Annotated in this window: 23 protein-coding genes; 6 read left to right on the top strand and 17 right to left on the bottom strand. The window is 48.9% G+C overall.

Going from position 1 to position 24,096, the window contains the following annotated elements:
- Window positions 1-177: 177 nt before the first annotated feature.
- The 9 genes from ACL9RM_RS14380 to ACL9RM_RS14420 all read right to left on the bottom strand — a co-directional run bounded on the left by ACL9RM_RS14380 (window position 178) and on the right by ACL9RM_RS14420 (window position 6,532).
- Window positions 178-537: a hypothetical protein gene (locus ACL9RM_RS14380; protein WP_061830076.1), complete on the bottom strand. Its 360-nt coding sequence runs from the start codon at window positions 535-537 to the stop codon at window positions 178-180.
- Window positions 485-829, bottom strand: a complete 345-nt coding sequence (locus tag ACL9RM_RS14385; RefSeq protein WP_422759374.1) for a hypothetical protein — start codon at window positions 827-829, stop codon at window positions 485-487. The genes ACL9RM_RS14380 and ACL9RM_RS14385 overlap by 53 nt, the downstream gene beginning before the upstream one ends.
- A gap of 5 nt (window positions 830-834) precedes the next feature.
- Window positions 835-1,167 carry a hypothetical protein gene (locus tag ACL9RM_RS14390; protein WP_029518277.1) on the bottom strand — a complete coding sequence of 111 codons (333 nt, stop codon included), beginning with the start codon at window positions 1,165-1,167 and terminating at the stop codon, window positions 835-837.
- A 29-nt stretch (window positions 1,168-1,196) separates the two neighbouring features.
- Window positions 1,197-1,484: a hypothetical protein gene (locus ACL9RM_RS14395; RefSeq protein ID WP_013311765.1), complete on the bottom strand. Its 288-nt coding sequence runs from the start codon at window positions 1,482-1,484 to the stop codon at window positions 1,197-1,199.
- Window positions 1,485-1,603: 119 nt separating this feature from the next.
- A complete protein-coding gene (locus tag ACL9RM_RS14400) occupies window positions 1,604-3,064 on the bottom strand; it encodes a glycosyltransferase family 2 protein (RefSeq protein ID WP_323873122.1) in 1,461 nt (486 codons plus the stop codon).
- 72 nt (window positions 3,065-3,136) lie between these two features.
- Window positions 3,137-3,868: a sugar phosphate nucleotidyltransferase gene (locus ACL9RM_RS14405; protein WP_250266588.1), complete on the bottom strand. Its 732-nt coding sequence runs from the start codon at window positions 3,866-3,868 to the stop codon at window positions 3,137-3,139.
- Complete coding sequence (locus ACL9RM_RS14410) at window positions 3,865-4,665, bottom strand: glycosyltransferase family 2 protein (RefSeq protein WP_250266589.1); 801 nt, start codon at window positions 4,663-4,665, stop codon at window positions 3,865-3,867. The genes ACL9RM_RS14405 and ACL9RM_RS14410 overlap by 4 nt, the downstream gene beginning before the upstream one ends.
- On the bottom strand, window positions 4,662-5,597 hold the full coding sequence (locus ACL9RM_RS14415) for a glycosyltransferase family 2 protein (RefSeq protein ID WP_250266590.1): 936 nt from the start codon (window positions 5,595-5,597) through the stop codon (window positions 4,662-4,664). Before ACL9RM_RS14415 ends, ACL9RM_RS14410 begins: the two co-directional genes overlap by 4 nt.
- Window positions 5,594-6,532, bottom strand: coding sequence for a glycosyltransferase family 2 protein (locus ACL9RM_RS14420; RefSeq protein ID WP_250266591.1), 939 nt, complete (start codon window positions 6,530-6,532; stop codon window positions 5,594-5,596). Before ACL9RM_RS14420 ends, ACL9RM_RS14415 begins: the two co-directional genes overlap by 4 nt.
- Window positions 6,533-7,092: 560 nt before the next feature.
- On the opposite strand from ACL9RM_RS14420, the gene ACL9RM_RS14425 reads away from it, so the two are divergent.
- Window positions 7,093-8,871, top strand: coding sequence for a M4 family metallopeptidase (locus ACL9RM_RS14425; protein ID WP_250266592.1), 1,779 nt, complete (start codon window positions 7,093-7,095; stop codon window positions 8,869-8,871).
- 465 nt (window positions 8,872-9,336) lie between these two features.
- Window positions 9,337-11,136 carry a M4 family metallopeptidase gene (locus ACL9RM_RS14430; protein WP_250266593.1) on the top strand — a complete coding sequence of 600 codons (1,800 nt, stop codon included), beginning with the start codon at window positions 9,337-9,339 and terminating at the stop codon, window positions 11,134-11,136.
- A gap of 130 nt (window positions 11,137-11,266) precedes the next feature.
- On the opposite strand, the gene ACL9RM_RS14435 is transcribed toward ACL9RM_RS14430, so the two are convergent.
- Both ACL9RM_RS14435 and ACL9RM_RS14440 read right to left on the bottom strand, forming a co-directional pair.
- Window positions 11,267-12,046, bottom strand: coding sequence for a WIAG-tail domain (locus ACL9RM_RS14435; protein WP_250266594.1), 780 nt, complete (start codon window positions 12,044-12,046; stop codon window positions 11,267-11,269).
- Between the two features lie 113 nt (window positions 12,047-12,159).
- Window positions 12,160-13,323, bottom strand: a complete 1,164-nt coding sequence (locus ACL9RM_RS14440; RefSeq protein WP_250266595.1) for a glycosyltransferase family 4 protein — start codon at window positions 13,321-13,323, stop codon at window positions 12,160-12,162.
- Between the two features lie 205 nt (window positions 13,324-13,528).
- Between ACL9RM_RS14440 and ACL9RM_RS14445 the strand changes: the two genes are divergently transcribed.
- A complete protein-coding gene (locus ACL9RM_RS14445) occupies window positions 13,529-14,656 on the top strand; it encodes a YheC/YheD family protein (RefSeq protein WP_250266596.1) in 1,128 nt (375 codons plus the stop codon).
- Between the two features lie 88 nt (window positions 14,657-14,744).
- Window positions 14,745-15,557 carry an archaetidylserine decarboxylase gene (gene asd, locus ACL9RM_RS14450; RefSeq protein ID WP_250266597.1) on the top strand — a complete coding sequence of 271 codons (813 nt, stop codon included), beginning with the start codon at window positions 14,745-14,747 and terminating at the stop codon, window positions 15,555-15,557.
- A gap of 156 nt (window positions 15,558-15,713) precedes the next feature.
- Here the strand turns inward: asd and ACL9RM_RS14455 are convergent, their stop codons facing one another.
- A complete protein-coding gene (locus tag ACL9RM_RS14455) occupies window positions 15,714-16,499 on the bottom strand; it encodes a helix-turn-helix domain-containing protein (protein ID WP_061830088.1) in 786 nt (261 codons plus the stop codon).
- A 178-nt stretch (window positions 16,500-16,677) separates the two neighbouring features.
- On the opposite strand from ACL9RM_RS14455, the gene ACL9RM_RS14460 reads away from it, so the two are divergent.
- Window positions 16,678-17,976, top strand: coding sequence for an aminotransferase class I/II-fold pyridoxal phosphate-dependent enzyme (locus ACL9RM_RS14460; protein ID WP_250266598.1), 1,299 nt, complete (start codon window positions 16,678-16,680; stop codon window positions 17,974-17,976).
- Window positions 17,977-18,077: 101 nt separating this feature from the next.
- Here ACL9RM_RS14460 and ACL9RM_RS14465 read toward each other — a convergent pair whose 3' ends face one another.
- Window positions 18,078-19,355: an ATP-binding protein gene (locus ACL9RM_RS14465; RefSeq protein WP_323873123.1), complete on the bottom strand. Its 1,278-nt coding sequence runs from the start codon at window positions 19,353-19,355 to the stop codon at window positions 18,078-18,080.
- 207 nt (window positions 19,356-19,562) lie between these two features.
- Here ACL9RM_RS14465 and ACL9RM_RS14470 point away from each other — a divergent pair, with 207 nt between their 5' ends.
- Complete coding sequence (locus ACL9RM_RS14470) at window positions 19,563-19,679, top strand: YjcZ family sporulation protein (RefSeq protein WP_216637468.1); 117 nt, start codon at window positions 19,563-19,565, stop codon at window positions 19,677-19,679.
- A gap of 116 nt (window positions 19,680-19,795) precedes the next feature.
- Here ACL9RM_RS14470 and ACL9RM_RS14475 read toward each other — a convergent pair whose 3' ends face one another.
- From ACL9RM_RS14475 to ACL9RM_RS14490, 4 genes are all read right to left on the bottom strand, one after another.
- The gene (locus ACL9RM_RS14475; protein ID WP_250266599.1) at window positions 19,796-21,019 is read right to left on the bottom strand and encodes an ABC transporter permease; all 1,224 of its coding nucleotides are present in this window, start codon (window positions 21,017-21,019) and stop codon (window positions 19,796-19,798) included.
- 2 nt (window positions 21,020-21,021) lie between these two features.
- Window positions 21,022-21,768, bottom strand: a complete 747-nt coding sequence (locus ACL9RM_RS14480; RefSeq protein WP_013311782.1) for an ABC transporter ATP-binding protein — start codon at window positions 21,766-21,768, stop codon at window positions 21,022-21,024.
- Window positions 21,769-21,785: 17 nt separating this feature from the next.
- Window positions 21,786-23,177 (bottom strand): DEAD/DEAH box helicase, encoded by a 1,392-nt coding sequence (locus tag ACL9RM_RS14485; RefSeq protein ID WP_250266600.1) that lies wholly within the window; start codon window positions 23,175-23,177, stop codon window positions 21,786-21,788.
- Window positions 23,178-23,299: 122 nt separating this feature from the next.
- A complete protein-coding gene (locus ACL9RM_RS14490) occupies window positions 23,300-24,079 on the bottom strand; it encodes an SDR family NAD(P)-dependent oxidoreductase (RefSeq protein WP_250266601.1) in 780 nt (259 codons plus the stop codon).
- Between the last annotated feature and the right edge of the window lie 17 nt (window positions 24,080-24,096).

Here is a 24,096-nt window from a genome sequence, read left to right on the forward strand (position 1 = left end):
TCCTGTTGTAGGATAAACTTCTGTCACTCCTAAACTATATGCGGAGGGGTCAAACGCATCATGGACGACTGCCACTGCCCGGACAAAATTGGCGTTTGCCCGTCCAACTGCCGAACCGCAAATAACCCCAAAGCTGTTAGCTTCGGGGGTGAACAGTAATAGAATGATTTGCCCAGTTTACTGAGCTTTGTAAGCGAGCTGGTGTCCATCTTCATAACCTTTGGCAAAACCTGAATTGAAACCCTCGTTGTAAGCTGCATCATATCCCTGCTGAAATGCCTGCGGATCATGCTCCAATGCAACAGTCCCGGGCTGTGGATTCTCCGCAGAAGGGGCTGCCACCGGGTTAGCTTGAGGTTTTTTCCGCCGCCGCAAATGAGGATGTCTTCTACGTGCAGAATAAAGTCCCCTTTTACGGCGTCTTAGAGCAAGGAGACGTCTTCTTCTTCGTTTTAATCTGCGAATGCTGGAACGCCGGGCATCTTTACGTCTTTTGCGGGCTTTGTCCCGAGTGGCGCGTTCCCACCTTGTACTCATTTCCATTCCTCCTTTGCTTTCTCGTGTTGGTTTCATTTTTCTGAACAGGCACATGGAGCCACGGCTTAGTCGGTTTTCCATATACCTGCCGTCTTAATGGAATACCCGCCAACATTTGCGTGATTTCGCCCTGGTAGTTGCTGAGTATACGAATGGTTTCTTCCAGACGGGTAGCCGACATATCCGCATGGGGCGTCAAGTCCGCAAGACTGGTCAGCATCCGAGCAACGGCGTGCTGGCTGGCAGCAATAGACTCCATCATATCCAGCTTGATCTCACGTTCACGCCTCATGCTCATTAGTTCATATCCCCCGAGCCCATTCCTCCCATCATCCCTTCCATGCCGCCACCCTGCTGCTCATCCTGATCCAGCAATGCTTTGAGATTGCTGCAAAGTCCAGTCTGAAGCCGCGTTAATCCCTCCAGCATTTCCACCATCTGCTCGTGAATTTCCAAAGGCCGTCCCAACTGCTCTTCATCGGTGTCAAATGCGTGGGGGGCCAGATGGTTCAACGCCCAATTACGCACTTTTTCTGCTTCGACCGCCTTGGCCTCCAGGATCATAGACACATTCCGCTGCATTTTGGAGGCTGCGTCCAGCATGTGAATCATTGCTTGTTCCCTACTCATGTGTTCACTCCCTGCCCTCGGTTGGTACGTTACTCCTCTTCCGGGTATGCCGTCTCTTTCACGACACGAACGAGCATTTCAGCCATTGCTTCCTGAAGATCGGCAATACCGTTCAAGTAGGCCACAATGCTTTTGTTTACTTGTCCCGAGCTGTCGAGAATGCCCGGAATTCCGTCAAAACGCGGCTCCTCATCTGGCAGTTCATGTATGATCTGCGCCATGCGCACAACCACCTGCCGTTCCGCATCCAACAACCTTGACATCTGCTGCTGCGAGTGCGAAATGTGGATCAGCAAATCATCTAACTCGTTATGCATAAGCCCCTCCTTTATGTGCTCCGCCGTGCGGAACGCACGAATTACCTACGGGCTTTCCGCTACTACAGCGTATGCCGCAGCGAGTAGTCGGTTCCGCCTAAAAGCGCCTATTCAGATCATTACAGATGCCCGTGCAGCACCGGTGGAGCAATAATAGGCTGCTTCTCCACCAAAGCCGACAAATCTCCGGGAGACAAAAACTGAATTCGGTAGTCCTCTGCCCGCCAGCTCATCGCAGCGTACAGGGTAAGGAACGGCCTTTTCCAGCCGTTACCGATTTGATACAGTTGCCCGCCCTCAGCATACAATACCTCGATCCATCGCTTGCGTTGAGCCGGTATATTCAGTGTGGGCAGCATGGACATGTTCTCCAGATCGGGAGCCGCCAGTACAGGAATGGGTTCCTCTGGCAGCTCAGCTGTAGGTGCATCAATGTTGCCGGAAACTGTAGCCTCCGGCTTCCCTACCAAGGGAAGCACCAACAAATCCAGCTGAGACACTCTAACAGGGCACACATTTTCACCTCCCGCAGCACTGACTCCATGCAGATACCGCCTTCTTCCCGGTTCTAACCGAAATACTGCACCGGACGGTCCCTGAACAACCGCTCCGATGGGATAAAAGCTTGCCGCTGATACGTGTGTTTCCTTACCTGTTGATATCTGGCCGTCCGTCTCCGCTGTACTGAATTCCAGATTGCGGAACAGCTTATCCGCGTCTCCCCACTTTTGTACAAAAAAGGATCGGTTCCGGCTGCTTTCCTCCATTGAACCGCTTTTTTCGGTCGTTTGAGGAAAACCATACACCGTATCCCGATCTCTTTCTTCATAATGGATAAAAGCATCTCCGGCAATTGCCATACGTATCCCCAACAAACGCACACGCAATAGCCAATCTGCATGGGCTTCCTCAGTACTGTGGCAGCCTTCGTCCCAGTAGCCCGTTTTTTCCAATGTCTCTCTGCGCAGCAATAAACAAAATCCGGCTAAGCTTTCGGCCTCTCGCCATGCATCCGGATTGGGAATATTGAAGCTCATGGCAAATGGACGGGCTCCATTTTCGTTCATATAAGGAACCTCAATCTGCTGTTCTTTGAATGGACCATTCGTTACAGGCCCGACAACACCAATACGCGGATCGCTGTATAAACACCCTAATAACCGATCCAACCAGCCGGGGGTCACCATGCAGTTTTGATCCAATACCGCAATAGTTGTACCTTTTGCCATCATCAGCCCCTGATTCAGGCTACCTATCATTTGAACATCCTTTTTTAACAGCGCATAACGCACAGCGATGCTTTTACGGAGCAAATAGGTGGATGTCCCGTCCGTCGATCCGCAGTCCACCACAATAATTTCATGAGGATGGCTCGTATTCTCCTCAATACGGTGAATGCATGCGCGGAGCTGCTGAAGCTGATTGCAGGACGGAATGATAATACTGACACCTTCAAAAACCTTGCCGAACGAAGCCTGGCCCAACTTGTTGCCCTGCTCCTGGCCCCTTTTATATCCTGACCAATAGCCTTTCTTTCCGAGCCGCTTGCTGTGTTTCCTTTGCATACTCAGGCGTTTCATGCCGTTCACTCCTCCGGGTGGCATTATGCCTATACTATATGCCTGGCCCGGCCGGATGGTGTTTCGTTGAGATCAGGGTAGAAGTCCTTTCATTTTCACTCCAGCTTCCTGAAGGGAATCGAAGGTTCCTGCGTCGCTCCAATAGCGCCGTAAAATATCATATTCCAGCTTGCCTTCAGCGGCATAACAGTTGTTAACATCCGTGATCTCAAGCTCACCGCGTGCCGAAGGTGTAATTTGCCGGATCTTATCGAACACGGCAGTATCGTACATATAGATACCCGTAACGCAATATTTGGATTGGGGATGCTGCGGCTTTTCTTCAATCCGCGTAATGCTCTCCGGGCGCTCAGGATCAAATACGGGTACCCCGTAACGACGAGCATCTGCTACCTTTTTCAACAACACTCTGGCGCTCCCTGGGGGCTGTTGCTTAAACCTTTCGATCACAGGTCCCAAGTCTTCCTTGAACAAATTATCACCTAACAAAACAGTGAATTTCTCTTCTGATTGCATATAGCTTCTTGCCAGTTCGAGTGCTTCCGCAATGCCGCCCGCCTTTTCTTGAATCCGGTATGTCAGTTGGACACCATAATTACTGCCACTGCCCAAAAAATCGGTATACAGCCCGGCCGATTGTTTACCAATAATAATAAGCATATCGGTGATTCCAGCCTGTCGTAGCCTCTCGATACCATATACGATCATGGGATACTTGCCGACCGGAAGCAGATGCTTGTTGAGTAATGTAGTCAACGGATGAAGGCGCGATCCGGTTCCTCCTGCGAGAATAACCCCTTTCATATCTTCCTTCCTCCTTCGACAGCATGTTCAGTGCATGCAACCCCAGTGTTCCCAGTTTCGATGAACATTCTGGGATCTATGCTCCATTTCTCTATAAACAAACGATAGTTCCGCTCGATCAGCTCTTCAATCCAGGAAGTCTCCGAGCGTGAGAAGCTCGCATTCCCCTCGTGATAGACAAAACAGTCGTTGCACATGAGCAGCTTGTAGCCATGCACGCGTGCGCGCAGACAATAATCGTCATCCTCATAATGTCCGGGGCTGAACCGTTCATCCAGCAATCCGATCCGTTCCATCAGATCGCGCCGGAACAGCAAACAAAACCCGACCAACCGCTTGACCTCCTGCCATCTGGAGGGATTACTTGCATTATTCTGCTCCGCATATCTCAGACAACTGGCCAAATCTCCTTCCAATCCGTGTATCTGCTGAATACCGCTGACGTAATTCGTCACCGGTCCCACCAATCCCACCATGCTTTCGCTCTGCAATGCAGCCAACATAATCGATAGCCATCCCCGCGTAACCGTCACATCATTGTTTAAAATAACGAACTGATCACCCGAAGCCAGCCGGAGCCCCATATTACATGCTGCTGGAAAGCCCCTGTTTTCAGGAAGACGTATGCTGATCAGCCACTCGGATGCGCAAAAATCATCCGTTCCGTCATTCGAAGCGTTGTCCACAACAATGATTTCATACGGTACATCTATCGTATGTGTCCGAATCGCCTCAATACACGGCTTTAACAGATGGAGGCCGTTATAAGTCGGAATAATGATGCTCGTCAGACTCATTGTGCATTCCTCCCTTTGGCAACGTCTACCCGTGTTGGAACAGGCCCGAGCGGGGAATACCCGGCTACCTGAAACACCGCCGTCAGTGCCTCTGCATGATCACCGACGATCAACTGTTCCATAGCGTTCCCTTTGCCAACATTGAAGGTCCGCTTACGGTTTGTTTTAATGACATCGACAGCATGTACTGCCGCCACGATCATGCCATGCAGAATTGCCATGGCGTGGGCTTTTGGCGGTACGGCAAGCACGGCTGAGCCAAGCTGATCCAGTAAACGCCGAGATAATGCATGCGGTACGGCGGTCAATGAGCTTGATCCCAAATCCGGCCTGCGCAGTACGCGATTCAGGAATGCTTTGCACCGTGTCACGCTGTCCTGCTGGGCATAGGGCGGCAAATGTCTGCCCAGATCATTAAGCGCAACATCCGTTCCCTGATCCACCGCGTGGAGAAAAGGCAGCAAATCAGATGCTGGAATCGGCAAATCTCCGTCCACGAACAGCACAATATCAGCCTGCGTCATGCGCGCGCCTACCGCCCGGCCAACATCATGCCCCAGTCGATCCGGCACGTTGACAAGAGTCACACTGGGATGATGTTTGGCTACGGTGGAGCGCGTGCCGTCCGTGCAGCCGTTCAATACGACAATGATCTCCGTAAGCGGAAGTTTTTCCAGCTCGCCCAGTACCCGGTCAATCGTTGACTCTTCATTACAGGCGCTGACCACGGCCGCTGCCGTTCCCTGTAACACAATATCTCCCGGAACTTCGCGTTCCACAGGCGGAGTCACTTCGGTCATTCCTTTCGCCCGAGGTGTGGGCTTTCTCATCCTACGGCTATGCATTGAAGTCGTCGTTCCTCGTTTTCGCTGAACACGTCTCATGCCCCAACTCGGTTCTTCACGCTTCCCTCTGCGATACTGTCTATTCACAGTTTCACCTCGTCTCTGATCCGTTTGCGCTCCAAATCCGTATATCCCGCACGCGTTCCCAGACGCGATGTAAGCCAGGCAATGGCATCCAGATGATCCTGAACAATTACATCTGCCAGCGGGTCCTTGCCGTTCTGTTTTTTACGTGTCGCATTTATTTTTCCGACAGCTATTCCATATACAGTCACCACTCGTAACTCAGAGGCGATGGACATAGCTTGAAATAAAGGAGGCTTCTCCAAGGGCTTTAGACCTATTTTCTTCAGAGCCTTTTGACTTATGGCGTGTGGAATGCCAGTCATAGATGCTCCCCCTAAATCAGCACGATTCGACAAGATATTCAATACATGCTTTGCCTCCACTACAGGGTGTGCGGGCGTACGATTCACAGGTCCATGGTAATCATTCAGCACCACATCCGCCCCTGCACATATGGCGTGTATAAACGGCCGGAGTCTAACGCAGGGAATGACGATATCCCCATCCAGGAAAAGCAGGATCTGTCCGGATGCCGCCTCCGCTCCAATACGACGGCCAACATCATGTCCGAGCGGTTCCGGAAAGGAAAGCACACGAGCTCCCGCCGCTGCTGCCACCTTCGCCGTTCTATCGTGTGATCCGTTCTCAACGACGATAACCTCTGTATGTGGATGGACACGGCGCGCTTCGCGAATCACAGCTCCGATTGTTTTTTGCTCATTCATGGCCGGAATAATGACAGATACGAAAAACTTTCCCACTGATGACGGTTCAGATGGTCGCTCTTCGCCGATCTGTGCCCCTCTCTCCGTGTCGAGTACCTCCCTCATGGTAGGGGCTACCGGATTCTTATGCATGTTCGGCATTCGTAACGGCAGCCACATCTTAGAATGATAGTAAGCGCCGGAATGCCGCCTCCGTTTGATCTTGTATCCAGCTCTTCCCTGCTTCTTCATGCTCCCGTCTCACCTCCCTTCCTGCTGTATAGATGGACAGCATGATTAGGACAGTTCAACATAACCTATGCGGTCCAAAAGCCGTGTGTAACGGCAATCGTGGAGTCTTTTCGACACAGCAATTTTCGACTTTTTTTTACATAACTTATTAATCCTATTAAATAAATGAGTTATTAGGGTCTAAAGAATCATTTTGGATAAATTTGTGACATAGATCTTCTCGTTCGTCATTCTCTGTGCTAATATCAGAGCCAGATGATGGGAGTTCAAAAAATCAACATTTGTTTTTTTTGCATAAGTCAATATTTTTCCATTATCCACCATTTTTCTATTTTCTTTTTATACGACAGGAAAGGAGGAGTTTGTCACCTTTTTAAGCTACATGCTTCATACTGCAGTACCCTCTTTTCACGTACGCTTCATGAATAACACTTCGGTATTTCTCTTCATGTTCCATTTTCTTCTATTCCAGACGACAACACGACCTACATAAATGGCGCAATGCCTTATTCAAGACAGGATGATTCATCCTGACAATAATCGAGGAGAGTGAATTTTTAATGAAAAAAGTATGGGTTTCGCTTCTTGGAGGAGCTATGTTATTAGGGTCTGTCGCGTCTGGTGCATCAGCGGAGAGTTCCGTTTCGGGGCCAACTCAGCTTACACCGACCTTTCACGCCGAGCAATGGAAAGCCCCTTCCTCGGTATCCGGGGACGACATTGTATGGAGCTATTTGAATCGGCAAAAGAAATCGTTACTGGGTGCGGACAACTCTAGTGTACGTGAACAATTCCGAATCGTTGATCGCACAAGCGACAAGTCCGGTGTGAGCCATTATCGGCTGAAACAGTATGTAAACGGGATTCCCGTATATGGAGCTGAACAGACTATTCATGTGGGCAAATCTGGTGAGGTCACCTCTTACTTAGGAGCGGTGGTTACTGAGGATCAGCAAGCTGAAGCTACGCAAGGTACAACTCCAAAAATCAGCGCTTCTGAAGCAGTCTACACTGCATATAAAGAAGCAGCTGCACGGATTGAAGCCCTCCCTACCTCCGACGATACGATTTCTAAAGATGTTGAGGAACAAAGCAGTGTAAGCAAAGACACTTACACTGAAGCAACTAACAACGGAAAAACGCTATCTACTGATAAGGACGAGCTGAGTCTTGATAAAGCATCTGCCCTGAAAGATAGCAAAATTGAGGCGGTGGAGACAGAAAAAAGTTCCATTGCCAAAATCGCTAATCTGCAGCCAGAAGTAGATCCTAAAGCTGATCTGTACTTCTATCCTAAAGGGGATGACCTGCAGCTGGTTTATGTAACAGAAGTCAATGTTTTAGAACCTGCTCCACTGCGTACTCGCTACATTATTGATGCCAATGATGGCAGCATCGTATTCCAGTATGACATCATTAATGAAGCGACAGGCACAGGTAAAGGTGTGCTTGGTGATAGCAAATCATTCACCACGACGGCTTCCGGTAGTAGCTACCAGTTAAAAGATACAACACGCGGTAATGGTATTGTGACCTACACGGCCTCCAACCGTCAAAGCATCCCAGGTACCCTTCTGACCGATGCCGATAATGTATGGAATGATCCAGCTGGCGTGGATGCCCATGCATATGCTGCCAAAACATATGATTACTATAAGTCCAAATTCGGACGCAACAGCATTGACGGACGCGGGCTGCAACTCCGTTCGACAGTCCATTACGGTAGCCGCTACAACAATGCCTTCTGGAATGGCTCCCAAATGACTTATGGAGATGGGGACGGTAGCACATTTATCGCATTCAGTGGGGACCCCGATGTGGTAGGTCATGAACTTACTCACGGTGTCACAGAGTACACTTCGAATTTGGAATATTACGGAGAGTCCGGTGCATTGAATGAGGCTTTCTCGGACGTCATCGGCAATGACATTCAGCGTAAAAACTGGCTTGTAGGCGATGATATTTATACGCCAAACATTGCAGGCGATGCTCTGCGCTCTATGTCCAATCCTACGCTATATGATCAACCAGATCACTATTCCGACTTGTATACAGGCAGCTCCGATAACGGTGGCGTTCATACGAACAGCGGCATTATCAATAAAGCCTACTATCTGTTGGCACAAGGTGGTACTTTCCATGGTGTAGCAGTAAATGGAATTGGCCGCGATGCAGCGGTCCAAATTTACTATAGTGCCTTTACGAACTACCTGACTTCTTCTTCCGATTTCTCCAACGCACGCGCTGCTGTGATCCAAGCAGCAAATGATCTGTACGGTGCGAACTCGGCACAAGCAACTGCAGCTGCCAAATCTTTTGACGCTGTAGGCGTAAACTAAATCATATACGCTATAATCCTCATATCCCGTCCATAGACCTTTGCCGTTGTGCAACTGTCACTTAGGCCTGCTCATAATGGACGAAAAAATAGGGGTGCAGTGTACAAGTCTGCGCCCCTTCCCCCCTTATTTATGGCGTCCCCTCAAAGGGGCGCCCTTTTCTTGTTCATTGAGTCCTTTCCGATCATTTTCGACTAGATAAGACAAATAAACAGTAAATCAGGGACTAAAGATTCATTTTGGGGTATTTTGTAAAATTAATCTTCTCGTTCGACAACCTCTGTGCTAATATCAGAGCCGAGACGATGAAATTGCAAAAAAATAAACCTTAATATTTTACATAAGGTCATTTTTATCCAGCTTCTTCACGTTTCAAAAGAGCAACAAGACTTACATATATGACGCAAGACTTCTTCAAACAGGGTGTTTTTTACCTCAACATTAACTAGGGAGAGTGAGTATGAATTGAAAAAAGTATGGGTTTCACTTCTAGGAGGAGCTATGTTATTAGGATCTATAGCGCCCGGGGCCTCCGCAGCTGAAAATTCTGTTCCCGATCCGACTCAGTTTACACCAACATTCCAAACGGTGAACTGGAAGTCTCCTTCAACGGTAACAGGCGACAATTTGGTCTGGAGCTTTTTAAATCGACAACAAAAAACATTATTGAGTCTGGACGATACCCACATCGGTTCCCTTGTGCACGAGCAATTTCGTATCGTGGATCGCACCAGTGACAAATTTGGTACAAAGCATTATCGGTTAAAACAATATGTAAACGGAATTCCCGTATTTGGAGCCGAACAGACCATCCATGTGAACAAGTCTGGCCAAATCACCTCTTATGTGGGAGCGGTCATTTCGGAAGATCAACAAGCCAATGCTAAAGAAAATACAACTCCAAAAATCAGTGCTACTGAGGCTGTATATACCGCATATGAAGATGCAGCTATACGGGTTCAATCTCTCTCCTCCTCCGTTCAAATCGTTCCTGAACCTTACGAGGATACAAGTAGTGTAAGTAAAGACACTTACGAAAAAGCATCTAACAATGAATTATCAATTTCTACTGATAAGGACTCCTTGGATTTGGATAAAGCAGTTGAACTGGAGAACAGTAAATTGGAAGTGGTAGAACCTGCATCCTCTATCCCCAAGATTGCCAATCTGGAACCAAGTGTAGACCCTAAAGCAGAACTGTACATCTATCCCGATGGAGACTCAACACATCTCGTCTATGTAACCGAAGTTAATACTTTACAGCCCGCTCTGCTGCGCACACGTTACTTTATTGACGCTAATGACGGAAAAATCGTATTCAAGTATGACCTTCTTAACGAAGTGATCGGCACAGGGCGCGGTGTATTCGGTGATACCAAAACATTTGACACAACAGCTTCGGGCAAAAAGTATCAACTAAAAGATACGACTCGTGGTAAAGGAATCCTAACTTATAACGTCCACAACACCGAGACGCTCCCCGGCACGCTGTATACAGATTCCGATAACGTATGGGAAGATCCGGCTGCGGTGGATGCCCACGCTTACGCTATCCGCACTTACGATTATTACAAGGATAGATTTGGACGCGACAGCATTGACGGGCATGGCATGGCCATCGCTTCGGCAGTCCATTACGGCGCAAAGAACTACAATAATGCCCACTGGGGCGGCACTCATATGCTTTATGGAGACGGAGACGGCACGTTATTTGCCCCTTTTAGCAGCGACCTTGAAATTGTTGCCCATGAGCTGACACACGGTGTAACCGAGCATTCATCAGGGCTCGTGTATTTCGCTGAATCTGGTGCATTAAGTGAAGCCATCTCAGATATTATAGGCAACGACATTGAGCGCACCAATTGGGATTTCGGCAAAGTCGCTTATACCCCTAATATTAAGGGCGACGCCATTCGCTCCCTTTCCGATCCTGTCAAATACGGTCAAGTCGATCACTACAGCAATCTCTATCCTGATCCTAACAACGAGGATTATGGTGGAGCCCACATTAATAGTGGTATTATTAATAAAGCCTACTATCTACTGGCACAAGGAGGCACTTTCCATGGTGTCAAGGTAGATGGAATTGGACGTGATGCAGCCGTATATATTTATTATAATGCCTTCACCAATTATCTGACTTCCACATCTAACTTCTCCACCGCGCGTGCCGCTGTGATCCAAGCGGCCAAAGATAGTTATGGTGAAAATTCAATAGCCGTAACCTCTGCTATGAAGTCTTTTGACGCTGTAGGTGTGAGATAAGTGAAATAATATAAATTTCCCCGGTATTACAAGTCTCCCCCCTTGTCTCTTATGTATACGGCGTCCCACTATGGGACGCCTTTTTTCTAGTATAAAGTTAATTATTGGTAATTATATTTCCGGCTTCTTATTATTGCCCCAGCGCGATCCAAAGGACCAACCCTTCACATCTCGGACCTGAGTGTATGCGTTCCACAGTAAGTACTGCTGAATACCTCTGACGTTGTGTGACGGATACCATCACTCCCGGTATACTCGCATTGGCAGTGATTACATACTGTGTATCTATAAAAGGCTTCTCAAATACAACGCTCACTTCACCCCTATCCGCTTGTGCGGGGAGGTGAAAAGAAATGCTCCCATATTGAGGTGAAGCTATATGATCGTCAGAAGCCTCGTCACTGGTCGCTGATCCGTCGTGAATGACATTCAGGCTTAATTCTTTCTCCGTATCGAAAGCTAGATCGATATCTTGCTCAGACAAGACCACACGTTGCTTTGGGCGTGGTCTTCCTTCAGCAATGTGAATACTGGTTATGGAACAATCCAGTAACGAATCTTGCTCTGCCTGATCTTCCGTCGTAATAGACGGTTTGTCGTTATCCAACCTGTATTCTGTATCTGACTCAGGCACTGACAACAGCAGTACAGATGCTCGATTCATCTGCATCGCTTCCTCTAGCGTTTTGGGGAGCTTATGCTTCTTCCATGCCGCTTCCTCTATAGCTTGAACCGATGTGTCCTTCTCTACGGGGGCAGGGACCGTTGCCGTTCCACGCTGGTTCGATTTATGACTGCCGGAAGTCGAAGCCGCTTTCTCCTTGTTAACACGGGGGGAGGGAACCGCATGAGAAAGGTTACGCCGTGCTGTTCTTTTATCCTTAGGGCTATGGTTCGTACGATGGTTCATGGTGACCGCTCCTTTGGCACAGGAGTGAACCAGCGGTCGCTCCGCTTCATTCACCCGGCTGGGAATCATGGCTAATGCCTATAAGATAGCCTATGCGCGTAACAGCGCCTACGTCACTCCGCTACGCAGTCCGCTATGATTTGTGCCCAGCGTTGTGCTGAGTGTTGCCATAAAAATCGTCTCCGTACCTCGCCAAGCCCGGCTTCTCCCATCCGTCGTCGCAAGCTTGGTTGCTGGAGCAGCCTGATGATGGCATCGGCCATTTCCTGCTCACCGTGAGACGGATACACAAGCCAGCCTGTCTCGCCGTGTTGTACAACCTCTGGAATACCGCCGATTCGTGAAGCGACCACAGGTACTCCTGCCGCCATGGCTTCCAGATTGACCAGCCCGAAGGCCTCATCCTTCACTGAAGGAACAACGGTCACATCGGCTAGCTGATATAGCGAGGCCAATGCTGGATGCGGAACATAGTCCAGGAATTGCACATGCTTCCCCAACCTTAGTTTACGGATCTGCCGATGCAACGACGCCGTGTATGGCGTGAGACGGTCATGCCCGTAATAGGCACTACCTGCAATGAGCAGCAGTACGTCCGGGCAGGCGCGAACCACATGCCGCAGGGCCTTCAGCAGCCGGTGGACGCCCTTCCCTGGCATCAGTCTGCCCGCGAATAACATGATTTGGCGGCCTGACCAGCCGAAATCGTCCAATCGCGCCGATCTGGCTGCTTCTGCTGCTGGAGTCCACCGTGGCAGGAAATCGCCGGGATGGATACCCAGCTTGTTTATGACGATGCGCTCTCTGACGGCCTCGGGACAGTCAGAAGCTACGATTGCCCCCAAATATGCACTGTTCACGATAATGCGATCCATCGACAACAGCAGCCTGCCCATATCCTTCCGTTTGAGGTAAGGCTCCCGGATGAACGTGGTCGAATGCAAAGTCAACACAACTCGGCTATCGGGCAAAGCCTCGCGAATTGCATACGCAACTGCCGGACGGTTGTGTACATCTACTACCGCTGGTAACCATCTCTTTAAATCAGCGATCACCTCAGAAATATATCCTGTTCCCCGCGTATAACGCATGCAGGGAATTCCGTCGACATCGCCATGATCCGGTGCCTCTGCTCCCTTTATGCCATAGATCTGCGCTTGAAGCTCATGACTAGCCAGCGGTACCATGCGGGCAATTACCCGCTCCACAGAACTGCTGCGGGGCGAAGGTATAACAAAGGAGCCCGGTGTAACGACTGCTACCTTCGGCCTCTGCATCACCTCACCTACTTTCTGAGCTTATTCCAACACTCTTCAACACTCATCTTGTATCATATCGTCTGCCTCGCTGAAATGTGCCTCGCTTCTAACTTTGGGCTTACCGCAAGGCAAGCGTCCATGCCTGGCCGATCTTTGATACATATGATGGACTAGAATCACAGTATGATCAGTTGGAGTGACTACAAGGAGGGCGGACATACTCATGTTGCATGTCGGCGTCATGCTCAACCCGGCAACCTACCGGGGCATCCCCGCCATGAGGACGCGATATGAATCTATCGCCAATTACGAGGACGCCGGGTTAAGCTACGAGCTCATCCCCTGCTTTCTTCGTCTGGAGGATATTCATATAGCGACCGGAACATGCCGGGCTTATGTTAAACACGGCAACGAGTATCGGCAGATGATTCTTCCGTTGCCGCCGGTCATCCACAATCGGACTCTCTATCGGCAAAATGAAAATGCTAGAGATATCAGCAAGCTTGTACAAAAGGGGTTCTATATTTTTAATGAACAAAACCGTTTCCACAAAGACCATATACATGCAATTCTGCAGGAAGACCCTTTGCTACGCATCCATCTCCCCACAACATTGCAAGGCAACCTTTCCTCCATCCATACCTTGTTGGAAGAAACCGGAGATGTTGTAATTAAACCCAGTAGCGGTAGCGTGGGTAGAGGAATTATGCGTCTGCGGCATTCCCGCGGAGGCTGGACTTTGCAATGCGCTCATCCGGCTATACCTGAGCGTTGGTCCACCCTACGTTTGAATGTCGGAGAACTCCCATTATTTCTGCACAAGCGACTGCTGCAGGTGCCTCATATCGTACAGGAAACCATACCGCTTGCTTTGTACAACAATCGTCCGTTTGATGTCCGTGTGTCGGTTCAGCGCGGATATGGCGGTATCTGGGGTGTGACAGGCATGTATGCTAAAATTGCTCCTTCCCACACCTTCGTCTCCAATGTGGCACAGGGCGGTACGGCCCGTTCCTTACTAGAAGTGTTATCACAAACAGAGACAGTTCAGACTTCGAACGCAGTCCGGCTGATGAATGAACTGGAGCGACTCTCATTACAAATCGTGCACCGACTGGCACAAACCCTTCCCCGTCTCGCCGACGTCGGTCTGGATCTGGGAATTACCCATGAAGGCAAGATTGTTTTTATCGAATGCAACGGTCGTGACCAGCGCTATGGCTTCAGCCAGGCGGGCATGCACAATGTCTGGAAAGAAACATACTCTCAGCCGATGGCTTACGCTCGTTGGCTTCTCGAACGGATGCCTTCGTCAGACACCGAACGTTCACCAAGCCGTCCACTGTATTGATTTACGTCACATTCTGTGTCAATATAGTTCAGAGCGGCCGGACAGGTTCCGGCCAAGACGGCTCGGAAATGAACAAGGGGGATCTGTAATGGCAAAACAGTGGCTGCGGCTCATGACGGAGCTATCATCGCACAAGTGGGTGTGCCGGATTGTAGGCTCCTTCGCGCAAAGCGGTGCAAGCCGACTTTTTATCCCCACCTTTATACGTACGTACCAGATCCAGACGCATGAGGCGGAACAGGAATGGAAGGAATACCGTTCTCTAAACGCCTATTTTACACGCAAATTAAAAGCGGGCATGCGCCCGATTGATACGAACGCCGAGGTGATGACCAGTCCGGTGGATGCACGGATTACTTTCACTGGCCCAATTACGTCCGGCACTCTTTTAAATGTCAAAGGGCAGGACTATACGCTGGAAGAGCTTCTTAACCGCTCTCCGCGTCTTGAAAAATACACACACGGCTATGCTTTTGTGCTCTATCTCAGCCCGACGGATTATCATCGCATTCATGCACCAGTATCCGGTACGCTGGTAGAAAAAGAGCATCTGCGCGGCAAGGTATACCCAGTGAATGACTTCGGCTTGCAACATATGCGAGCAGTTCTTAGCCGCAATGAACGACAGATTACGTACATTGCCCACGAATATGGTGAGGTGGCGGTCGTCAAGGTTGGCGCAATGAATGTGAGTAGCATCAAATATACGGATGATAAGGCCGTCTCATGGACAAAAGGAGACGATCTCGCCTATTTCGAATTTGGATCAACTGTTGTTTTGCTAACTGAAAACGGCACGTTTGAGCCAGACCCCGCATTGAAGCTGGGGGATGCGGTGAAAATGGGACAACGTCTGGGTTGCTTTCGACATGATCCCAAAGCAAAAGTGAATTTATCATAACAGGATTATAGCTACACATATGAGCATTGGGATCGGATGATGTTAAATTGCTCATATAAAAAAGGACCCGGCGTAACTGCCCGGGTCCTTTTTTGGAATTTATCCATTATATTCTTCACGCCTAAATCCGAAACAGCTTGTCCACCGTCCATAGCATTACCGAATCTCAGACGGACTTTTCCCCGTGTACTGCTTAAATTGGCGGCTGAAAAAAAAGATGTCACGGTACCCCAAAGCCTCTGCCACCTCGGTCACATTCATTCCGGCATGTAGTAATAGATGCTGTGCACGCTCAATCCGCATGCTGATAATATGAGATTGCGCGGAAACACCCAGCAGCTCCTTGAATTTAATTGAAAAATAACGCGGTGACAGCCCCGCTCGTGCAGCCAAATCCTCGACGCGATGAGGAAGTCCCGGATGCTGACGCACGTAGTTGGCCGTTTCTCGAATGACCTCGGTGAGCTGGTTACTGGCTTGTTGCTCCTGAGGCTCCTTACGGTCCGCACGCAGCAGATGAATCATCAGTTGTTTCAGGATCAGCTTGCCTTCCTCGTCAGCTCCGTAAGCACGCTCTAGGCGTAGTCTAACGTATCTGGCAAGCATATGCTCTACCTCGAACGTTTCCTCCAGCATACGGTAGCTTGCAGGAATTAGCTTTGGTTGTTCGATAAGATCAAAATGAATATAGGTAAGTATGAGCGGCTTTTGCGGGTTATGTGTGGCACGGGTATCATCCCCCGGCTTGAACAGGAAGCAGCTCCCCTTGCTCACCGGATACGACGTCCCGTTTAAGACCACTGTTCCTTCTCCGCTCCATACATAAAATAAATCATAGTTTGGCATCGGCTTCTCGCGTACCTGCCACTTCCAGCCCGGCTCACACACAATTTTGGCGAAGGCCGACAACAGGATAAACGATGACGCAGATGTATCCAGCAAAATCTGCACCTCCTTTTGTTAATCTTTGGTTGTCCTCTACCCGTTAATTTATAATATAAGCTCAGCGCCGTCATTAAGCAAAAAAATGCGCTTTTATGTTCCAGATGCTTTTGCGTGACGCTTACCGTGTGTAATGCTATAATATGTAATCAAAATGACTTGGAAGGATGAAACGGGAATGAATCCACTGGCAGCGCAGTTAAACCAAAACATTCAGACAGGCAACGAGCATGTATATCAAATGCTTTCTCTTTTAGGGAAAGAAATTTATTTCCCAAAAGAAGGGATTTTGAGTCAATCCGCAGAAGCAGGGAAGCTTGCTAAAAAGTACAACGCTACGATTGGCATTGCTACAGAAGGCAATGGTCCTATGCATTTGGAGGTCATTCAGGAAAAGCTGTCCGCTTACAATCCCAAGGATCTATACCCTTACGCTCCCCCTGCGGGCAAACCTGAACTACGTAGTGTATGGCGCGACAAAATGCTGAAGGAAAACCCTTCGTTGGCTGGAAAAAGTTACGGCCTTCCCGTAGTGACGAACGCGCTGACCCACGGTTTGAGCATCGTTGCCGACCTGTTCACGGATGAAGGGGATGCTGTTATTTACCCAGACAAAAACTGGGAAAACTATGAGCTGACTTTCGGTATTCGCCGTCATGGACGTTTGGTGAATTTCCCGTTGTTCACAGAGGATCAACGTTTTAATAGTGAAGGATTACGCGACGCGCTACTGGCACAGAAAGAATACGGCAAAGCGATCGTTGTGCTGAACTTCCCGAATAACCCGACAGGCTACACACCGGGAGTCCAAGAGGGTAAAGCGATTGTTGCTGCCATCCAGGAAGCCGCGGAAGCAGGCATCAATGTCGTAGTTGTGACGGATGACGCTTATTTTGGTCTGTTCTTCGAGGACTCCCTGCATGAATCACTATTCGGTCAGTTAGCTGGACTTCATCCGAGAATTCTACCAGTCAAAATTGACGGAGCTACCAAAGAAGAATTCGTTTGGGGCTTCCGTGTCGGATTTATTACCTTTGCTTCGGAACATCAGGATGTACTGAGCGCACTGGAACAAAAAACATTAGGGATTATCCGGGCAACGATTTCGAGCGGTCCTCACCCATCTCAAACCTTCGTCCTGGATGCCCTCAAGTCAACGGACTTTGAACAACAGAAGAAAGAAAAGTTCCAGATTATGAAGGGTCGGGCTAATAAAGTCAAAGCGTTACTCGATAGTGGAAAATACGGAGATGTATGGAGCTACTATCCTTTCAATTCGGGTTATTTTATGTGCCTCAAGCTGAACGGCTTGTCCGCTGAACGACTGCGCACACATTTGCTGGAACAATATGGGGTAGGGACGATTGCGCTGGGTGAATATGATCTCCGAATCGCATTCTCATGTATCGAGGAAGAGTACCTGGAAGACCTGTATGACATTGTTTACCGTGGCGCACAAGATTTGTTGAACGCCTAATAGGTAACAGATTAAATATAACATCATTAGCGGTATGCCGGATGTTGCGGCATACCGCTTTTTAATGAGCTGAACCATTGTAAGTCACACTTCGCAACAAACTATCCTTCAGCAGCGAGCAAAGATTTCTGTGCGAGTGGCAGCAGGATGACTACCTCGGTTCCGACTCCCGGCTCACTCTCATAGTGTATACTTCCGTTCATAGCTTCAATGATTCGAAAGGAGACGACCGTTCCCAGTCCCGTTCCTACCTCTTTGGTTGAAAAAAACAAAGTACCCACTCGCTCCAGATGCTCCTGACTCATGCCTTTTCCCGTATCCCTAATATGCAGACATGCCTTCTCTTCCTGAATCGCCAGCTTTATGTATACTCTGCCCCCATCATCCGCAGCTTCGATCGCATTTTTCGTCACATGTATTAACGCCTGTAACAGCTGATTACGATCCATATGTACGTATATTTCATTCCTTAGCTCAGTATACAGTCTTACGCCTTGCTTGGTCGCCATCGGTTTCAAAAGCAAAACAATCTGTTGAACCATGCCAGACAAATCCATCAGCTCTGTGTTCCCAATCTGCGGTCTGGATAAGTTCAGATAGTCGCTAATAATTCTTTCAGCCCGATCGACCTCTGCTAGTGCCAAAGCAATATATCTGCGATTTTTCCCTTCTAGCCCTGACTGAACCATTTGCAGGAACCCTTTAACCACGGTCAACGGATTCCTTACTTCATGAGCCATAGAGGCAGCCAGTTCACCTAACGTATTCAGATGCTCAGCATATTTAATCTTTCTTCTCATTTCTTCCCGTTCCAAACTAAACTCCATCCAGAAAGAGGAGGCTCCAATGCTTAGCAATTGAATCACACCGAACCAGAGTATTGCCCGGATCAGCTCGATCTCATCCTTATCCAGCCTGCCATTGGCCCAGGAATGTATTAACAGAAATATAAGCATGGCAATATTGGTCCATATACTCATTAGCATATTCATGCCCACCCGAAGCAACATACTATTGAGCTGTATAAACTTTTTTCTCACCAAGAGAGGGCCCAAATAACACAACATCATGCTGGGAAAGCTCACCACCATAGACTCAGGATCTATATACATACGAGCCATCACTATCAGCGTTATATTCAGAAGCCCTGCCTTTGGACCAAAATATAAAACAGAGAGGATCAAAGGAACATATCGGAGATCCCAATATAATCCATACCAAATGTACGAAAACATAAGGCAAAGCACAGAAGACACACCCAGCACCCCTCCCATAAGCAACGGGGTATGTTTCCTATGCCGATGATCTGACAAAGCGCTATATACTAATAACGGTACAAACACAAGAAATATGTTCACGAGCAGCTTATCTACCAGCATCTCGTCTTTCCCACTTTCCAAGTAATAATGACTACGTACTTCTTCTATTCTCGATAATACGTGTCTTTTCCTCTATCCCCCCCTACATCTGATGAAAAATATAAGGCGATTCAGCAACATACCTGAGCATTGGCCCACGCAATCTGAAAATCCAATTCATAAGATACGATGTAGTCCTTTATCACAATGACCGAGAGGAGAATGAGCATGGGAGCAGAAGAAACAAGAGGCGGTTACGGTGGTTACGGCGCATTCACAAGCACAGGAACAATTCTGGTACTGTTCATTTTATTAGTTATCATCAGCAAAACGCTCTTTATATAAGCAGGCGGAAATCTGCACCCACGGCTACGATAACAGCGAGCGTACAAAAAAGGCTAATTCGCAGACAGCTCTTGCTGCTTGCGAATTAGCCTTTACTTTATTCACATAGATACAAATTACACTTCTTCCTCATCCTGACCGTCCAAACGCCATTTTTTGGCTTGAGCGCCTCGTAACAAGAACACTACTGCAACTCCCCCAAGCAGCGTGAGCAGTGTAGACAGTAGATCTTCCGTTCCTTTTGCCAGAAAAGGAAGCCACAGAACCACAGCAGCCGGCAACGTCAACCGAACAACAAAGTCGAGAAAAGACGCACGACGACTATGCGCAGGAATCGGATATAACTGAAGCCACAACGAATCCTTGTGATACTGCTTTAGTGAAGTAACCTGTACACCAATGAGGAATATGAAAAATAAATATACTGCAATCCCAATCCAGCTAGCATGGGTGATATATATAATTAACAACCCCAGAATTCCAAGCCGAATGACAATACCTGCTGGCTCTGTACGCAGGAATGTCTTAAACAGCAGGTAACGATACGCTCCCCTTCTGTTCCAAGGTATGTTACCTCCCAACCAGGACAGCCAACGACGTGGCGTCACTCTCTGCGTAAGGGCGGGCACATCGACAAACCAGCCCAAAGTGCGCATCACCCGAGCAGCCTGCATACCCTCTGTACGAATCAGCTTTTCCCAAGCCACTAGCAGCTTGACCGGAAAACGCAGAACAAGCACGTACACCACACCGACCAATATGATAAATGGCACGCTGTGTAGTGGAGGCTGCCATAGCCATGCGGCTACCATCAGCACAGCCAACACCCACCGAAGCAGACGATAGCCTACACTCCCGCCAATCGATACCATGCGAAGCTCTTGCCAGCCGCCGTAGCTGAATAGCAGCTTTAACAGCACAAACAGTAGCAGGGTCAGTAGCAACGGCTTAGGCGCCGCATCACTGCGAATATACAGCGGCCACACGATAATAGACAGCAATAGCAAACCGAATATTTTATACACCACACCCCGAATCCGGCTGGCCCTAAAATAATGGTGCATCGCGTGCTCCTGTGGACGGAGGAAAACAATATCCGCTGCGTTTAAATACGTACGAAAGCTCGCATGAGCAATCGGAATAGCCACAATAAGCATGATCCAGCGGATGGGCAAATCCGGTGGAGTATGCATCAGTAGCGACGTGTACCATGCGGCAAAGGCAATCAGCGCAAAGCCGAAGACCACCGCCAGACCGCTCTGAATGACATAGCCCAGATAGGGCAGCACCTGTCCCCAGAACGCTACACGTCTTTCTTTATGCAAACGTTGCAAATCCATGCTCATTCCCTGCCCTGTACCAGCTCATAAAATGCATCTTCCAGCGGCATGCCCGGCTTACCCGCCTGTGCTGTCACTTCGTCCAGCGTCCCCTGTGCAATGATGGCACCCTGATGAAGTACAATGAAACGATCACAATAATTTTCAATCGTGGACAAAATATGAGAACTGAGCAGAATGGACGAACCCGAACGCTTCATCTCTAACATAAAGTCAAGCAGGGAACGAATACCCAGCGGGTCTAACCCCAAAAAAGGTTCATCTATGACATACAACGGCGGTCCCGCTAAAAATGCGCACATAATCATCACTTTCTGGCGCATCCCTTTAGACAGGTGCATCGACATACTCCCACTTTTATCCCGCATACGGAACAAGTCTAGCATTTGATCACTACGCGTGCGGAAATCTGCTTCGCTAACTCCGTACGCTCTGGCCGTGAATTCCATATGCTCCATCACCGTCATTTCAGGATACAGCTCTGGAGATTCAGGTACAAAAGCAATGGCTCCCTGATATTCCTCGGGATTCTCATCCTGCTTATGCCCCTGCACACGAATTTCTCCGGCCTGCGGTGTCATCAGGCCCAAAATATGCTTCATGGTCGTACTTTTCCCGGCCCCGTTCAGACCGATCAGTCCTACCATTTCGCCCGGTTTCACATCCAGCGAAATCTGATGCAGCACCGGGCGCTTGGCGCTATATCCGCCGGTCAGTCCGTTAATTTGCAACACAGGCTGTTGTTCCATGGCTCCCCCTCTTCTCCCTACTCGTTCGGTTTTGATCCTTTTTCCTTCAGCCATCTTGGTGCACCCTTGTTTTTGCGATCACGCTCGCGCTGTGCTTTTCCTGCTTTGGACAAGGCTGCTCCTTTGCTCTTGCCTGGAGCTGAACCGTTAGCGGAATTTCTGCCAGGACGTCCGTTTTCGGCACGAACAGGTGCCTTTCGGTCCTCCGTCGATGCTCCGTTAGATAAGGATCTAGCCTCGGATGGTCTTACAGGTGCACGCTTGGCATCCGCCGGACGCGGCACAACTACTCGACCTCCATGCAACGCACGCTCTGCGATGTCAATGCCCAGTTCACGGGAGAACTTACGCATGATGAACGTTTCACGGTCGGTGACAACCGATGCCACTAATCCTTTGCGTCCCATCCGTCCTGTCCGTCCTGCACGGTGAACATAAGCTTGACTATCCGTAGCCGGGTCAAAATGAATGACCATTTCAAGTCCCTCAATATCCAGACCACGAGCTGCCACATCCGAAGCGACCAGTACTTTGAGCTTGTCCTCGCGGAATTTGGCCAACACGTTGCTACGCGTAACTTTATCCGCATCTCCATACAAGGACGCCGTAGTCAGCCCCATATGCTTGAGCTTGGCTTCAATCTCCCCGATGGCATTGGTCGTATTCACGAACACCAGCGCTTTTCTCGGATTAAAATGACGCACCAGACGGCGCAGCATATCCACCTTATCCCGTTCTTCAGATACAAAGTAATAGTGTTCCAGTCCACTGGCCGTCTTTTGGTCGGGATCAATCCCAATTTCTACGTATTCACGCATCTCCCGTTTTGCCAGCGACTGAATCTCATCGTTCAGCGTTGCGGACAGGAATACCAATTGACGATCACGTTGGGCGGTGCCCAATATGTTGGTTACATCGCCTGCTCCACCGAGCTGGAACATCTGATCCACCTCATCGATGACAATGGTAGTAATATTGTGCATTTTCAGCTTTTTCGAAGCGATGAGTTCCCGTACACGTCCTGGTGTACCCACGACAAGCTGTGGATGATCCTTGAGCTTTTCGATTTGACGTTTGATAGCCGCCCCACCAATCAGACCGAGTACACGGATTCCGCGATGCTCTCCGTAGCGCTGACCCTCGCGTACAATCTGCATGGCCAGTTCCTGGCTTGGAGCCAGTATCAGCTTTTGCGTAGCCTTTTTCTGTGGGTCAATCACTTGCAGCAGCGGCAGCAAATAAGCCAGTGTTTTACCTGTGCCAGTTTGTGAGCGCGCCAATACATGCTTTCCCTTCATTATTTCCGGTATAGCCTCTGCCTGAACTGGCGAAGGCTGTGTAATTTCATGCTCAGTCAGTTTGTCCAACAGATCTTGTTCAACGCCGAGCGATTCAAAATTCAATGTCATGAAAAGGTCCAACCCCTATACGTAAATTCGTTACTCTCCATTATATGCGAAAATAGCCCTGTTACCAAATCACAAAAATAAAAGATGTCCCTCACCATAGCTAATGGCTTGCGGGACATCTTTTATTTCTTATTCATCACACCATGACCCAGCCTGTCGGTCAGTCTGGGAGCTAACTGATACAGCTTGAGAAAAGGAGATACCCAACGTGGCAGATTAACCTCCTCCTTGCCAAGCTCCATCGCTCTTACGATATGCCGTGCTACCTTATCAGGTTTTAGCATAAACCAGCTTACATTTCGAACATATCCTCCTGAAGGATCTGCCAGCTCAAAAAAGGGTGTGTCAATCGGCCCCGGATTAATCGTCGTTACAGTCACTCCACTCCCGCGCAACTCTTGCCGGAGCGCATTGCTGAAACCGAGCAACGCATGTTTCGTCGCTGTGTAAGAAGACGATTTGGCTGTCCCGATTTTCCCGGCCATTGATGCTACATTGACAATCTGTCCATGGCCCCGCTCTGTCATTTGCGGCAGAAACGCCTTGATGCAGCGAACAACACCCATGTAGTTCACGTCCATCATTTGTTCAAACTCCGTCAGATCGGTTTCATTAAAATACTCAAACTTTCCGTAGCCCGCATTGTTAAGCAATATATCGACCCGTCCGTACTGTTCCAATACTCGTGCAGCAACAGCTTCTACCTGCTCCTGGCGGGTGACGTCCAGTTGGATAAGCTCATGTCTGCCGCTGATTCCCGCAGATACTTGCTTCAGTCGCTCCTGCGAGCGTGCTGTTAAAATAGGAATCGCGCCCTTTTCGCTTAACAACTGAGCGCAAAGGGCGCCAATCCCACTAGATGCACCTGTAATCACAACTATCTTGTCCTGTAGTATATTCACGGTCATCCCTCCACATT

The organism is Paenibacillus sp. S29, assembly GCF_049319765.1.
Taxonomy (GTDB): domain Bacteria; phylum Bacillota; class Bacilli; order Paenibacillales; family Paenibacillaceae; genus Paenibacillus; species Paenibacillus polymyxa_B.